The organism is Clostridium nitrophenolicum (assembly GCF_055391695.1).
In genome coordinates, this window is record NZ_AP042469.1 from 205,313 (window position 1) to 221,513 (window position 16,201).

Genomic DNA, 16,201 nt, shown 5'->3' on the forward strand with positions numbered 1-16,201 from the left:
CTTGCATTTTAAGGATTCATTATCATTATAAGAATATATAAACTTTTTTGTTAAAACTACGAAAACTAAATAGAGTCATATAAATTTTGGATTAGTTTTATAGCAAAACACCGATATATGGTGTATAATATGAAGAAAATACTACAAAGTGAAAAATTTTCATTAAATTGTAAGTATATTTAAGAATGGGAGGGAAACTTAATGGTTAAAGGAAGAAGATTTTTAAGCACTATGCTTACAGCATTGGTTCTTTCTATATCATTATGTGCAGCGAATGTACAAGCTGCTACAGTTACAAGAACTGATGGGGGATCAGGTGGAAGAATAGGTACAGCAAATAAAGTTGCTACAGACTTATTTGGAAAGGCATCAAATGTAATATTAGTAAATGGATATGGATATGCGGATGCCGTAAGTGCTACACCTCTTGCAAAACAACTTAATGCACCAATACTTTTAACAGCAGGTGGAAGTACTTTAGAGACAGAAGTGTTAACTACAATTCAAAATCTTGGAGCATCAAAAGTTTACATAGTAGGGGGAACTGGTGTAGTATCTCCGTTAATAGAAGCCAAGCTAAAAGCAAGCTATCAAGTTGAGCGTATAGCTGGAATAACAGATACTTCAAGAATGGGAACAAATGCAGAAGTTGCTAAAAGAGTATTAAGCCTTAGTGGTAAAAAAGGTGCTGTACTAGTTAATGGACAAGATGGATATGCAGATGCATTATCTGTAGCATCAATTGCAGCACAAAAAGGATATCCAGTATTATTTGGAACTTCAAAAGCAGTGGCACCTGTAGTGAAAGATGTTGTAACTTCAAATAGCTTATCAGTACTAGCTGTTGGAGGAGAAGGTGTATTACCACAATCAGTAGTAAGTTCTGTTGGTGGAACAAAAATAACTCAAAACACTCCTGATAGATTCGCTACAAATTTAGCTGTGCTAAATTACTTTAAAAATACTGATGGTTTAGATTTCAGTAATGTTTATGTAGCAGCTGGTGGTGCTACAAACGATCAGTTCGCTGACGCTCTTGTTGCTTCAGCAGCAGCAGCAAAAACAGGTTCACCACTTGTACTAAGCGGAGTTGGAGCAAATGCAAGCCAAATAGCTTTAGCTCAAGAATATATTTTATCTAATGTAAAAGATACTTCTAAAGTTGTAATAGTAGGTGGTACTGCATCTGTTTCAGACAGTATTAAAGATAGTTTACAAGCAGGAGACAGTCTTGAAGTTATATCTATAGAGTAGATTAAAAATAAAAAAATACACAATAAATTATTGGTAAGGATAGTATTATAATAAATTTTTCACTATCCTGCCAAATTTTTTTCCTCATAAGGAGGAATTTTCAATTATGTGTAGAATATATTAGACAACAAAATTATACATAAGCAGACATTTGAATTTTTTAGTATCCTCATATATGCATAAATGGATATTGTGGTTAAATTTACTAAGGTACAAGGTATAGAAAAACTAGAAATGATGTTGTATAATAGAATCATAGTAAAGATATTCTAAAAAGTGAATAAATTAATATATCATGAATATAGTAGAAATGATATTTAAGTTATGATATAATTAAGAGTGAGTTTTGGAAATCTTATCTATTGATAGATTTTTTAATAAAAATTAAATAAATTTATACATAATTACTAGAATGTGTGGTATAAATATGTTATAATTAATCCTGTTTTAAAAATATGACCAAGCTACAGCGCTTTGCAGGGGGTTTGGATATATTTTAATAAAGTATATATTTAAAAATATATATATATATTAAGAATTTTAATTAAAATTCACTTAATCGAGGAGGGTATTACAATATGAGTAAAAAAGGTACAAAAGCACTAGCGAGTGCTACACTTATGTCCTTAGTTTTAACAACAGCTCTATCAGCTGGCCCAGTTAAAGCAGCACAAGGATCAGTAACAAGAGTTGGAGAAGCTGACAGATATGCAACTGCAGCTAAAGTTGCTACTACAAACTGGACAACTAGCGACAACGTAGTATTAGTATCAGGTGAAGGTTATGCAGACGCAGTAAGTGCATCAGCATTAGCTAAGAAATTAGACGCACCAATACTTTTAACTACAGCTGGTTCATTAAATTCAGATACTAAAGCAGCGTTAAACACATTAAAAGCTAAAAACGTATATGTTGTTGGTGGAAACGCTTCAGTTTCAGCTTCAGTAAGAGCTGACTTAAAAGCTAACTACAACTTAGTAGAATTAGGTGGAGCTAACAGATACGAAACTAATGCAGCTGTAGCTCAAAAATTAGTTGACTTAGGAGTAGATCCAAGCAACGCAATCATGGTTGGAGGAGAAGGATTCTCAGATGCTTTATCAGTAGCTCCAATCGCAGCAGCAAAAGGACAAATCCTTTTATTAGGAATGAACGATTCTAACTACATGAAACCAGTACTTGACTTCGTAGCTAAGAACAAGTCAAACGTTACTGTAGTTGGAACTAAAAATGTTATAAGCGATGCTATATTAAACACTGTTAAAGGAACAAGAGTTGACGGTGGAAAAGATAGATGGGATACAAACCAAAAAGTTTTATCTAACTTCAAAGATACAGTTAAAATGGATTCATTATATGTTGCTTCAGCAGCATACAATGCACAAGATAATGGATATGCAGATGCTCTAGTAGCTTCAGCTTTAGCTGGAAAGAAATCAGCTCCATTAGTATTAGTAGACAAAGATGGTAATGAAGGAACAGCTAGTGCTATAGCTTACATTAAAGCTAATGCTACAGACAAAACTGACCTTAACGTTGTTGGAGGAACAGGAGTTGTTTCAGATGCAACTGTTAACGCTATAAACGATGCTGTTAAGCCTGTAAATCCAGTATTTAATGGAACAATTACATCAGTTGAAACTGTTAAAGATCAATTTGTAAACGCAAAAGCTAATGATGAAACTTTAAAATTCACTGTTAACGGTGGAACACAAGTAACAGCTCAAGATGTAGTTAATGCTGGATATAGTATTGAATTCACAACAACTGAATCTGTTTTAGATTCAAATGATAGTAGAGTAAGCAAAGATGGAATATTATCTAAAGATAAATTACAATCATTCATTGGCACAGACTCAAGCAGAGACTTTAAGTACTCAGTTAAGATAAGCAAAAACGATGAAGTTATAGGTCAAACTGCCAATGAAACAGTAACTGTAATAAATGGAGATGCAACTGCTAATTCATTATCAGACATTACTGTTAAACATGGTGTTTATGGAAGTGAAACAACTAAAATAACTAGTGGTAAACTTTACAAAGGTGAGACAGCAACAGTTACTAAAGTTAAGGGAACTATAGCAAATGCTTCAGGCGTAACAATTACAAACAAGAAATTCTATTCTTCAGATCCATTTGTAGCTACAGTTGATGAAACTACAGGACAAATCAATGCTATAAATCCTGGAACTTTCACTTTAACTGTTAAGTCAGGAAGTGTATCTAAAGATTATACTTTCACTGTAACTAGTGATACTTCAAGAAAGGTAACAAGTGCAACAGCGTCTACTTCTTCAATTAAAATTGGTAAAGGCGCAGACACTACTTTCACTGTAGAGTTTAAAGATCAATATGGAGATTTAATAGAGGCAAAAAACAATTCATCAGCAACTGAGGATGATCAATTCCAAATATCTACTGAAGTTAAAGATGGTAGTACAACTGTAGCAGCTATAACTCTTCCTACTGATACAGATGATGGAGATGGAAAAGCAACAATAAAAGTTGAGGCTAAAGCTACTTCTGGTAAAGGAAACATAAAGGTTTACAACAAAAATGGAGTAATCTTAACTGTACCTGTAGAAGTTGTTGCAGATACAGCAGTTAACACTGTTAAACTTGAAGCAGCTTCAGATGATAGTGACTCTAAAGATCTTACAATAGATTTAGATCCAAAGTCAGCAGATGATAATGGAGATATGTATGTTAAGCTTAACTTAAATAAGTATGGCTTAAACGGAACTTATTTAGGAAAAGTAAAATCAGGAGAGGCAGTTACAATAACTGCAACAAATGATAGCAATAAGAAAATACTTGCTAGCTATAATTCTACAACTTCAACTACTAAAGATATAAGTGTAGATAGTGAAGGAAACTTTGCAATAGGAATTCCTGCTGCTAGTAAAGATGATTATAAAGCTGATAATTTCTATGATTTATTAACTAATGAACAAAAGGATAATACTATCGACAATGTAGCTACAGGAACAATAACTATTACTGCAAAATATGGTGACAAAACTTCTTCAATTACTGTAAAGATTAAGGATTCAACTCCTTCAATCTCAAGTGCTAACTTTAACACTGGATTATCAACTACATTTGGTTCAATACAATTAAAAGATGTAATTGATGCTTCTAAAATAAATGTAAGCACTTCACAAGGTGATGGTAAGGTTAGAGTAGCTCAAGATGGTACTATATTTATAAAAGCAGATGCTTCTAAGAATGAAGGTGGTATCAAAGACATAAATGATGATGCTATTTCATATGATGTTAAAAAGGATATTACTTTAGGTAAGATTAAAGTAGCAGCTAAGAGCGGAGATGTAGATACAGCACCAATAACAATATCAGGAGGTTCATTCACTGTTAATTCAAAAAGCAGTGTAACTAGTAGCCCATCAGGATATGTAAGAATTGGTATACAAAGAGTACACGAGAGCAATATAGTTAATTATGTTGATGTAAAAGTTGCTAATAACAACTAACATTATTTAATATAGAAGGGTAGCTAAGCTATCCTTCTATATACTGTTTATTGCAAATCACTTCAAAATGAAAATTCATATCGTAAGAGTTTTATAATATATCATTTCCTAAAAAATATTGTCATATCAAATGATTTTTAAAAGACTAATGGTAGTTTCCATTGGTCTTTTCGTTTTATATTATATTAAATTTGTAATAAGGCAAAATAACACTTAACGGCATATTATGAGCTGAATGTTTAAAAAAATATTAGATTTTCTTGAAACTTTGCTCCACAATTTGCTAAAAAATGTGATATTATATATAAGTATAGTATATTTGGCATTGGAGGGTAAATAAATGAAAGATGACTTATATGGTTTATATGGTAAGAATAATGAAGAGCCTTGGTACTCTATAATTCCTATTATATTAGTATCGCTTGTTCCTCTTATAGTTCATGGAAAATTGCTAGAACTTAGAGGAGATTACTATAAGTACTGGACTGGAGCTGCGAATTCATTAGACATTTTTTCTTATTATAAATCATGGGCAATAATAATTTTAGCTATTGCAGCACTTATTGTATTTATTATTAAACTTTCGACAAAGAGCATAGAAATTAGAAAAAATCACATATATATACCACTTTTTACATATATGATTTGTGTAATATTGTCATCAATATTTTCGGAGTATGGACAAATTTCTCTATTTGGATTTGTAGAGAGATATGAAGGGGTTATGGTTATATGTGCTTACCTCGTTATATTTTTTATATGTGCTAATTTATTTGATAAAAAGAGTGAATTTAAGGCTGTACTAATTTCAATAATAGTTTCAGCTATTCTTATAGGAACTATAGGTATTTTTCAATATTTTGGGCATGATTTCTTTAAGACAAGCTTAGGAAATAGTATTCTTATATCGAAAGGTTTAGGAATTAAATCAGAAGGTATTAAATTTAATTTTGGTGCAAAAATAATATATTCTACACTATATCATTACAACTATGTGGGAAGCTATATGGCAATGATTTTTCCTCTTACTTTTACTATGACTATTTTGTTAAAGAATAAGTTTTACAAAATTATCTTAGGAATAGTTTCTTTTTTAATGTTCTTAAATCTTATATTATGTCACTCCAGAGCTGGTATAATAGGTGGAGTAGTTGCTACAATTGTTTTGGCAATAATCCTTAGAAGATATATAATTAAAAACTGGAAATATGCTCTGGGCCTTTTAGTACTAGTTATTGTAACATTTATTGGATTCAATAAATATTCTGATGGAATGTTAGCAAATAGAGTTGCTTCACTTCTTAAAGATGGGGAGAGTATTAGAAAGGTTAACAGCGGTTTTTACATAAAGGATATTTATTCGGAAAATAATAAACTGAAAGTGGAAACAAGCAAATTTAGCTTTAATGTAGTAAATGAAGGAAAAAAATTAGGCTTTACCGATGAAAATAATAAACCTATAGATTTTGAATTGGATAGTAAAAATAACAGTATTTTGTTAAAGGATAGCAAATATTCAGATGTACATATAACTTTTACTGACTTATCTTTAAATAATGAAAATAATAACATGGAGTTAAATTTAGCGAATTCAAAACTACCTATTTTTATAGACAATGGTAAGTTTGAATTCTCTGATAAGAGAAAGGGAAATGTTGAGATTAAAAAAGTAGATAAGTTTGGTTTTGAAGGAAAAGAGAGACTGGGCTCAGCAAGAGGCTATATATGGTCGAGAGGTATACCACTAATAAAGAATAATGTTCTTTTTGGATATGGACCGGATACTTTTGCAGCAGTATTTCCACAGACAGATTTTATGGGTAAAATAATTGCTTATGACACTTCTAGCATGATTGTAGATAAAGCACATAATTTATATTTGCAGCAGGCAGTAAATACAGGGCTTATTTCTCTTATAGCATTTTTAGCTATGTTTGTTATGTATATTATAGATAGTTTTAAAATATATTTTAAAAATGATTTTAGTGATTTTTATTCTGTTATTGGACTAGCTATACTTACAGCAGTTTGTGGATATTTAGGAGCAGGATGCTTCAATGATAGTGTAGTTTCTGTGGCTCCGGTTTTTTGGGTGTTGTTTGGAATAGGTGTTAGTGTAAACTATAAGTTAAAGAATAATGATGAACAAAAGAATGAGTCTATAAATTAAGTTTATATACGAGAAAAAAGGTGTAACATGGCATACTATGTAAATGTTATGCTTTTTTCAAGTTTAAACAAAATAGAAAATATGATATAATAAATACATCAAAATATACATAATTTAGATGATAATTGTATTAATTTGTTGACATAAAGAGATTAAAAAACTTGATCATAATTTATCAATTCTATTTTTTAATTATTAAACCAAATATACAAGTTTTACGAATTGATTTGGAGGTATACAGGTGAAGACAACAGCAGTTATAATGGCAGGTGGAAAGGGAGAGAGATTTTGGCCTAAAAGTAGAAAGTTTCTACCTAAGCAATTTTTAAGTTTAACAGATGATGGCAAAACAATGATCCAACTTACAATAGAAAGATTAAAAAGCATAGTTGATATAAATGATGTTTACATAGTGACCAATAAGGATTATAAAAATTTAGTTTTAGAGCAAATAGAGGATATTCCAGAAGAGAACATATTATTAGAGCCCATAGCTAAAAACACTGCCCCATGCATTGGACTAGCAGCAGTTCATATTAAGAAAAAATACGAAGATGCGGTAATGCTTGTTCTTCCTTCAGATCATCTTATAAAATATAATGAAATATATATTGATACTTTAAAAAATGCAGTAGAGGTTGCAAAACAAGGGGACAACCTTATTACAATAGGTATAACTCCATCATACCCAGAAACAGGATATGGATATATAAACTTCGAAAGAGATGAAACCGATATAAGAAGAAACAATGTATATAGAGTAAAAAGATTTGTAGAGAAGCCAAATTTAGAAACAGCTAAAGAGTATTTAGCATCTGGAAGATATCTTTGGAATAGTGGAATGTTTGTATGGAAATCATCTACAATATTAGGCGAATTTGCGGGATTATTGCCTGAAATTTATGATGGGCTTAATAAAATATACGAAACTATAGGAACTGATGAGGAAGATATAATATTAAAGCAGGAATTTTCAAATTTTAATTCAGAATCAATAGATTATGGGATTATGGAAAGAGCAGACAATATATATACTATTCCAGGAAGCTTTGGTTGGGACGATGTGGGGAGTTGGCTTGCCTTAGAAAGAATAAATAAGACTAATGATGATGGGAATGTAATAAAAGGCAATGTAATCACTATAAATTCAAAAAATTCTATAATTCAAGGGCAAGACAAGCTTATTGCTGCAATTGGAATGGAAAATTTAATAGTCGTAGATACAGATGATGCATTACTTATAGCAAGTAAGGATAGCACTCAAGAAGTCAAAAAGGTAATAGAAAATTTAAAGATATGTAATAGAACCGAATATCTATAAGAAAGTAAATTTTTATTTTGATAAGGGAGAAATTTAGATGAAAAGAGCATTAATTACAGGAATAAATGGGCAAGACGGATCATATTTAGCAGAACTTCTACTTGAAAAAGGATACGAAGTTTATGGTCTTATGAGAAGAAAAAGTGTTGTTGATTATGGCAATGTCGAGCATATAAAAGATAAAATAAATTTTATATATGGAGATATGACGGATTTAGTATCTTTAGTTAATTCAATGAAAGTATCACAAGCAGATGAAGTATATAATTTAGCGGCACAATCTTTTGTAGGAACTTCATGGGAACAACCAATAGCAACAGCAGATATAGATGCACTTGGAGTAACTAATTTATTAGAAGCAATTAAAATGGTAAAACCTGCTGCAAGATTCTATCAAGCTTCCACTAGTGAAATGTTTGGATTAGTTCAGGAAATTCCACAAAAAGAAACTACACCATTTTATCCAAGAAGCCCTTATGGTGTAGCAAAGCTTTATGGACACTGGATAACAAAAAACTATAGAGAAAGCTATGATATGTTTACATGTTCAGGAATATTATTCAACCATGAATCTCCAAGAAGAGGTAAAGAATTTGTTACTAGAAAGATAACTGATGCAGTAGCTAGGATAAGATACGGTGTTCAAGAAACATTATATCTTGGGAATCTAGATGCAAAAAGAGATTGGGGATTTGCAGGGGACTATGTAAAGGCTATGTGGCTTATGCTGCAACAAGATAAGTCTGATGATTATGTAGTAGCTTCAGGAGAAACTCATATGGTTAGAGAATTTGTAGAGCTTGCATTTAAACATGCTGGAATAGATGTTGAGTGGGCTGGTGAAGGGGTAAAGGAAAAAGGAATTAATAAGGCAAATGGAAAGATCGTTGTTGTAGTAGATCCTAAGTTCTTTAGACCAGCAGAGGTAGAGCTTTTACATGGAGATTGCAGCAAAGCTAACAAAGTGTTAGGTTGGGAACCAGAGGTTTCATTTGAAGATCTTATTAAAATGATGGTAAATGAAGATTTGGAAAGAGTAAGTGAAGAGATTAGTTTTAATAGATATTTAGAAACAGCAGCCACAAAAGAAATGTAGGAGTGATTAATTTGAAAGCACTTATTACTGGTTTAAATGGATTTGTAGGAAAATATCTATCGAAATATTTATTAGAGCGAGGATATACTGTTTATGGAACCGTAATAGAAGATGATGTAAATATTGATAATATAAAAATTTTCAGAATGGATTTGCTTAATAAAAAAGAGGTGGAAGAAACTATAAAAAGTATAAATCCAGATCATATATATCATCTAGCCGGACAAAGCTCTGTTGCGTTATCTTGGAAAAACCCAACACTTACAATAGATGTAAATGTGAATGGAACAATAAATTTATTAGATGCAGTAAGAGAAAATAATATAGACACCAAAGTATTAATAATAGGGTCTAGTGATGAATATGGAGTAATAAGGCCAGAAAAATGCCCAATAAAGGAAGAACATATGCTAAATCCAGCAAGTCCATATGCAATAAGTAAGATGACACAGGAACAAATAGCAAAATTATATATAAATTCATACAAAATGAACTTAATTATGGTTAGAGCTTTTAATCACATAGGACCAATGCAAAGTAAAAACTTTGTGGTTTCTGATTTTGCTAGTAAAATAGCAGAAATAGAAAAAGGGGCAGAGCCTGTAATAAGAGTTGGAAATCTTGAAGCATATAGAGATTTCACAGATGTAAGAGATATAGTTAGAGGCTATGCTATGCTTATGGAAAATGGAAAATGCGGTGAAACATATAATATTGGATCTGGCAATCCATATAAAATACAAGACATATTAGAGATTTTATTATCATTATCCAATACTAAAATAATGGTAGAAATTGATCCAGATAAACTAAGACCATCAGATGTTCCAATAATACAATGTGATAACTCAAAGATAAAATCACACGTAAATTGGGAAATTCAATATGATATAAAAAATACACTTAAAGATACATTAGATTACTGGAGAAATATGTAGCATACGTGCTACATATTTCTTTATGAAAGGAAGAAAAATTTTGCGCGAATTAAAAGAGCTATATAATTATAGAGAAATGTTATCAAATCTAGTAAAAAAAGATCTTAGAACTAGGTATAAGGGGTCTGTACTTGGTTTCTTGTGGACTTTTGTAAATCCGTTATTACAACTATTAGTGTACACAATGGTATTTTCTGTGATTATGAGATCGAATATACCTAAGTATTATATTTTTCTATTTGTAGCACTAGTACCATGGATATTTTTTTCTACTTCAATTACTGCTAGTTCATCATCAATAATTGGAAATAAAGATTTAATAAAAAAAATATATTTTCCTCGAATAATAATTCCTATGTCTGTTGTAAATGGAGCTTTTATGAACATGATATTTACAATGATAGTAGTGTTTTTTGCATTAATTTTCAGTGGAATAGGTGTAAGTAAATATATTTTATTTTTGCCTGTAATAATGATATTAGAATATTTACTTGCTTTAGGAATTTCATTTATAGTATCGGCTTTGAACGTTTATTTTAGAGATTTAGAACATATATTAGGCATAATAACCATGGCTTGGATGTATGGAACCCCAATATTGTACGGCATTGATATGGTGCCAACTCAATTACGGCCAATATTTAATTTAAACCCTATGACACCAATTATATTAGCATTTAGAAATATACTATACTATAAAACTATGCCGGATTTATCTCACATGGGAATTATATTTATTTGGAGCGTAGGTTTCATTGTACTAGGTTATATTATATTCCAAAAGCTTCAAAAGAACTTTGCGGAGGAATTGTAATTATGGAAGTTATAAAAGTAAATAATGTACATAAAAGTTTTAAAATTTATTATGACAAAGGTTCAACTCTTAAAGAAAGAATACTTTTTAAAAATAGAAATAGACATGATGTGCATGAAGTATTAAAAGGTGTAAGTCTTAGCATAAAAAAAGGTGAAGTTGTAGGATTAATAGGCGAAAATGGTTCGGGCAAAAGTACACTTTTGAAATTAATGACTAAAATAATATATCCGGATAAAGGGAATATAGAGATTAAAGGTAAGGTTTCAAGTTTATTAGAACTTGGAGCAGGGTTTCATCCAGATATGACTGGACGGGAAAATATATATACTAATGCATCGATATTTGGACTTACAAGGAAAGAAATAGATGCAAGATTAGATAAAATAATCGACTTTTCTGAACTTGGAGAGTTTATAGACAATCCTGTAAGAACGTATTCTTCTGGTATGTACATGAGACTTGCTTTTTCAGTTGCTATTAATGTTGATGCAGAGATACTACTTATAGATGAAATATTAGCAGTTGGAGATACAAATTTTCAACAAAAGTGCTTTGAAAGGCTTAGAGAATTAAAACAAAAAGGAATTACTATTGTAATTGTTACCCATGATACAAATACTGTAGAAAAATTTTGTTCAAGTGCAGTTTGGCTTGAAAATGGAATTATAAAAGAAGAGGGAAAAACATACGAAGTAATAGATAAGTATCTAAAGTACATGAATTTTAAAAGAATAGAATCAATTGAACTTGCAAATGAAAAAGAGCAAGATAGAATAGAGGAAATAAATGAAAAAATAAAAGAATCACAACACAGTGATGAAATAAAAAAAGACGATATTACTGATAATGATCAGACTATAGAAAAAGATGAGAATAGAACAGAAATAGATTTTAACTCCAATAGATTTGGACTTAAATATATAGAAATAACAAAAGCAATTATTAGAAATAATGGTGGACAAACAACAACTGTTTTAAAAGGTGGAGAGACAGGAGAAATAGAAATTCATTATAAAGTTAATAAACCATTAGAAGAATATATATTTGGAATAGGTTTTTATACTTTAGAAGGAGTGTGTATTTATGCTTCTAATACTCAATTAGATAAATTGGTAATAAAGCATACTAAAAATGAAGGAATAGTAAAATGCCATATTGATTCATTACCTCTTTTGACGGGAGTATATGGACTATATGTAGCAATCGTAGATGAAAATGGTACGCCTATGGATTTTATCCGAAATTATTGTAACTTTAATGTTGTATCTGATGATCGTTCAAATGGATTTATAACAGTAGAGCACACATGGCAATTAGAAGAATAATTTTTGAAAAATGGAGGGTTTTATGGAAAATAAAAAATTTGACACTATAGAGCATGAAATTATTTATAATAAAATGATGAGTTACTATAATGGAAATAATGGTAAAGTTAAAGAAAATTATTCTCAAAATGTAGTTGGAGCAAATAATTACTCAAGTATAGAGACTATGAGAGAGTTCAAGGAATTATATGCACATAGATTAATTAAATCTCACCGAAAATATATAGGGAATATGATAGTGTTTTGGAAAAAAGTTGCCAGAAGGTGTCTTAAATGGTACATAAATCCGATTACAGAACAACAAACTATTTTTAATAATGCAACATTAGAATCAATAGAAAATTCATTAGAAAAGTTAAGTAATGTAGAATCAGATAATAAGAATTTATTAGTGAAAATAGCTGAATTAGAAAATCAAATGAACAGAATAACTGAATTACAAAGACAAATGACAAGAGTAACTGAATTAGAAAATCAAGTAAAAAAAATGAATGATATATTTAAATTAGAGTTATATGACGAACATAGTTTCTTTGAAAAAAAATCATATTCTCAAGCAGGTGAAGATACAATTTTAGCTTACATATTTTTTGCATTAGGAATTAAAAATGAAGAAATAACTTACTTAGATTTAGGAGCAAATCATGCAAAAGAATTAAGTAATACCTATTATTTCTATGAAAATGGAGCAAAAGGGGTTTTAGTAGAAGCAAATCCTAAATTAATTCAAGAACTATCATTTTATAGACATAAGGATATAGTATTAAATTCACTTGTTAGTGAAAAAGGAAATGAAGAATTAGATTTTTATATTTTATCAGGAGATGGATTATCTACACCAGATAAAAAACAAGCATTAGAAGCTTGTGAAATTAACCCTAATATATCAATAGAGAATACAATAAAGGTTAAATCTATAACGGTAAATAATATTATCGAAAAGTATTTTGGTGGTATAGCACCAAAATTTATATCAATAGACATTGAAGGACATGAGTTAGAAGTAATAAAATCTATAGACTTAGATAGATTTAGACCTCTTATTATAGTCATAGAAACTATAGAGTATAGACCTTATTTGCCTATAAGTGTAAAAAAATATGAAGCCATAGAATATTTAAAAACTAAGGACTATGTAGAATATGCTTTTACAGGAATTAATTCAATTTTTATTGATGCAAAGTATATGAGAAATTTAGGACAGGAGGGTTAAAATTTGAATATAGCAGTAGACGTACAGCCATTAATAAGTCCAACTTCTAAAAATCGAGGAATAGGAAATTATAATGTAGACCAACTGAGATTATTGGTAGAAAAAGACAAAAATAATAATTATATATTTTTTAATGCATATAATGACGATAGCATCTTTAAAATTTTAAATATAAATGAAAAAGAATATTATAATGTGAAAGATGTTCATATTTATACTGGTGAAGGACAGTATTTGATTCAAAGTGAACCCAATGGATTAAATAAAAAATATGAAAATATATTTGGAGAAATAGTAAAAAAATTTTTAAGAAATAATGATATAGATATATTTTATTTTACAAGTCCGTTTGATTATTGGGATATATTTAATATAGAATGGTTTGAAGATGTGACTACTATTGCAACTGTGTATGATATAATTCCATTTTTGTTTCCTAAAAGATATTTATCAAATAAGGATATAAAAAAATGGTATATGAGAATTATTGAATTTATTAAAAAAGTTGATAGAATAGAAGCTATTTCTAAAAGTGTTAAAGATGATTTAATAAAATATATAGGTATACAAGAAGAAAAGATAGATGTTATTTATGCAGGTATAGATAAAAGGTATGTTAAGTTAGATACTATTCCAGATGAAAAAGAAATAAGAAAAAAATATGGAATAAGTGATGAATTCATAATGTGTACAGGGGGAGCGGATTCAAGGAAGAATATGAATGAATTAATTATTGCATATTCTAAGCTATCTCAAGAATTAAAAAATAAATATATGTTAGCTATAGTATGTAGCTTGCATAAAGAAGGAGAGTTAGAGTTAAGAGAAATATCAAAAAAATATAAAGTTTCAGATAGAGTGGTTATGACAAATTTTGTTCCATTTGAACATCTTTTAAAACTTTATAATATGGCATCTCTTATGGCCTTTCCATCCCAATATGAAGGTTTTGGACTTCCAGTTATAGAGGCAATGGCTTGTGGTACAAAAGTACTTACATCTAATAACTCTAGTCTTGGTGAAATAGCTAATGAAGCAGCGGTACTTGTAGATCCATTTGATATTAATAGCATCACAAATGGTTTAGAAAAAGCATTAAAAAATTTAGATTCCGATGAATTTAAAGAAGAAATGGATAAACGAGTTAAATTATATACTTGGGAAAATACAGTGAGGCTTACTATGGATAGTCTAAGTAAGACAAAACATAATAAGAAAGTTAAGAGTACAGAGGAATCAAGAAAAAAAATAGCTATGTTTACCCCGCTACCACCACTAAAGTCAGGAATTTCTGATTATAGTTATGATATTATTTTAGCATTAACTAAGTATTTTGATATAGATGTTTATGTAGATGATAAATATAATTCAAATCCTTTTCTAAATAATCAATATATAAAAATTTATAATCACAGAGAATATGAAGTTAATGAAAATAAGTATTTAGATACGTTATTTCAAGTTGGAAACAGTGAATTTCATATTTATATGTTTGACTATATAAAAAAATATAGTGGCACAGTAGTTTTACACGATTATAATTTACATGGAGTAATATATTTTGCAACTGCAGCAAAAGGCAACCATGACGAATTTGAAAAAATATTATCTGAAGATAACAGTGAAGTAGTAAAAAAATACATAGATAATATAAGGTCAGGGAAAAGTGGCCTTAGAATACATGATGTAGAAGTGAATGGAATTGTTACTAATTATGCAAAAAAAATAATCGTTCATAGTGATTATGCAAAAAGAAAACTACTAGAAAGAAATATTTCTAGAGAGGTTACAAAGATAGCTCTTTATGCCAGTATAGAGGAAATACCAAACAAAATAAAACTTAGAGAAAAGTATGGAATAGATAAAAACGAATTTATAATAGCATCTTTTGGTTTTGTTTCAGATACAAAAAGAATAGATAAAGCACTAGAAGCTTTTAGTATAATTGCACAGGAAAAAAGAAACGTAAAATATATATTAGTTGGTGAAGCTAACAAAGAAATGGAAAAACAAATAATTGGTTTTTGTGAAGAAAAAAATTTAAAAAATAAGGTTATAATAACTGGGTTTACAGAATTGCAAGAATTTACTGATTACATTGGGTTGTGTGATGTATGTATAAATTTAAGATATCCTTATAATGGAGAAACTTCTGCTAGTCTTATGAGGATATTAGCAGCAGAGAAACCTGTATTTGTAAGTAATATAGGAAGTTTTAGAGAAATACCAAATGAGTGTTGCATAAAAGTTCCAGTGTCTAAAATACCATCAGATACAACAGAAGTAGATATTTTAACAGATGAATTAAGAAAAATGATTAATAGCATAGATTATGTTAATGAATTATCTAGAAATGCAAGAAAATATGCGGAAGAGGAATTAGATATAAATATAATAGCTAATAAATATAAAGATTTCATATTAAAGAATAAAAATGAAGTACTAACAGAGAAAATACTAAAAGATATAGCTATAAATGAAGTTAAGAGAGATAAAGAGATGGAGATTTATAGAATTTCAAAAACTTTAAGTATTATAAAATAGAATTGAATGAATAAGTTAATTAATAATTTTAT

General features: G+C 29.5%; 10 protein-coding genes. All 10 read left to right on the top strand.

Annotation, left to right across the window (positions count from 1 at the left end; all coding sequences use genetic code 11):
* Positions 1 to 201: 201 nt before the first annotated feature.
* The 10 genes from ACZ5N4_RS01025 (at position 202) to ACZ5N4_RS01070 (ending at position 16,169) form a co-directional block, all read left to right on the top strand.
* Positions 202 to 1,254 (top strand): cell wall-binding repeat-containing protein, encoded by a 1,053-nt coding sequence (locus ACZ5N4_RS01025; protein WP_464206364.1) that lies wholly within the window; start codon positions 202 to 204, stop codon positions 1,252 to 1,254.
* A gap of 578 nt (positions 1,255 to 1,832) precedes the next feature.
* A complete protein-coding gene (locus ACZ5N4_RS01030; RefSeq protein ID WP_464206366.1) occupies positions 1,833 to 4,745 on the top strand; it encodes a cell wall-binding repeat-containing protein in 2,913 nt (970 codons plus the stop codon).
* Positions 4,746 to 5,085: 340 nt separating this feature from the next.
* Positions 5,086 to 6,915, top strand: coding sequence for an O-antigen ligase family protein (locus ACZ5N4_RS01035; RefSeq protein ID WP_464206368.1), 1,830 nt, complete (start codon positions 5,086 to 5,088; stop codon positions 6,913 to 6,915).
* 241 nt (positions 6,916 to 7,156) lie between these two features.
* Positions 7,157 to 8,236: a mannose-1-phosphate guanylyltransferase/mannose-6-phosphate isomerase gene (locus ACZ5N4_RS01040; protein WP_464206370.1), complete on the top strand. Its 1,080-nt coding sequence runs from the start codon at positions 7,157 to 7,159 to the stop codon at positions 8,234 to 8,236.
* A gap of 37 nt (positions 8,237 to 8,273) precedes the next feature.
* Complete coding sequence (gene gmd, locus ACZ5N4_RS01045) at positions 8,274 to 9,332, top strand: GDP-mannose 4,6-dehydratase (RefSeq protein ID WP_464206372.1); 1,059 nt, start codon at positions 8,274 to 8,276, stop codon at positions 9,330 to 9,332.
* Positions 9,333 to 9,334: 2 nt separating this feature from the next.
* Positions 9,335 to 10,270: a GDP-mannose 4,6-dehydratase gene (locus ACZ5N4_RS01050; RefSeq protein WP_464206374.1), complete on the top strand. Its 936-nt coding sequence runs from the start codon at positions 9,335 to 9,337 to the stop codon at positions 10,268 to 10,270.
* 40 nt (positions 10,271 to 10,310) lie between these two features.
* The gene (locus ACZ5N4_RS01055) at positions 10,311 to 11,084 is read left to right on the top strand and encodes an ABC transporter permease (protein WP_464210783.1); all 774 of its coding nucleotides are present in this window, start codon (positions 10,311 to 10,313) and stop codon (positions 11,082 to 11,084) included.
* Positions 11,085 to 11,086: 2 nt separating this feature from the next.
* Positions 11,087 to 12,412 carry an ABC transporter ATP-binding protein gene (locus ACZ5N4_RS01060; protein ID WP_464206376.1) on the top strand — a complete coding sequence of 442 codons (1,326 nt, stop codon included), beginning with the start codon at positions 11,087 to 11,089 and terminating at the stop codon, positions 12,410 to 12,412.
* Positions 12,413 to 12,434: 22 nt separating this feature from the next.
* The gene (locus ACZ5N4_RS01065) at positions 12,435 to 13,625 is read left to right on the top strand and encodes an FkbM family methyltransferase (RefSeq protein ID WP_464206378.1); all 1,191 of its coding nucleotides are present in this window, start codon (positions 12,435 to 12,437) and stop codon (positions 13,623 to 13,625) included.
* 3 nt (positions 13,626 to 13,628) lie between these two features.
* Complete coding sequence (locus ACZ5N4_RS01070; protein ID WP_464206380.1) at positions 13,629 to 16,169, top strand: glycosyltransferase; 2,541 nt, start codon at positions 13,629 to 13,631, stop codon at positions 16,167 to 16,169.
* The last annotated feature ends 32 nt before the right edge of the window (positions 16,170 to 16,201 follow it).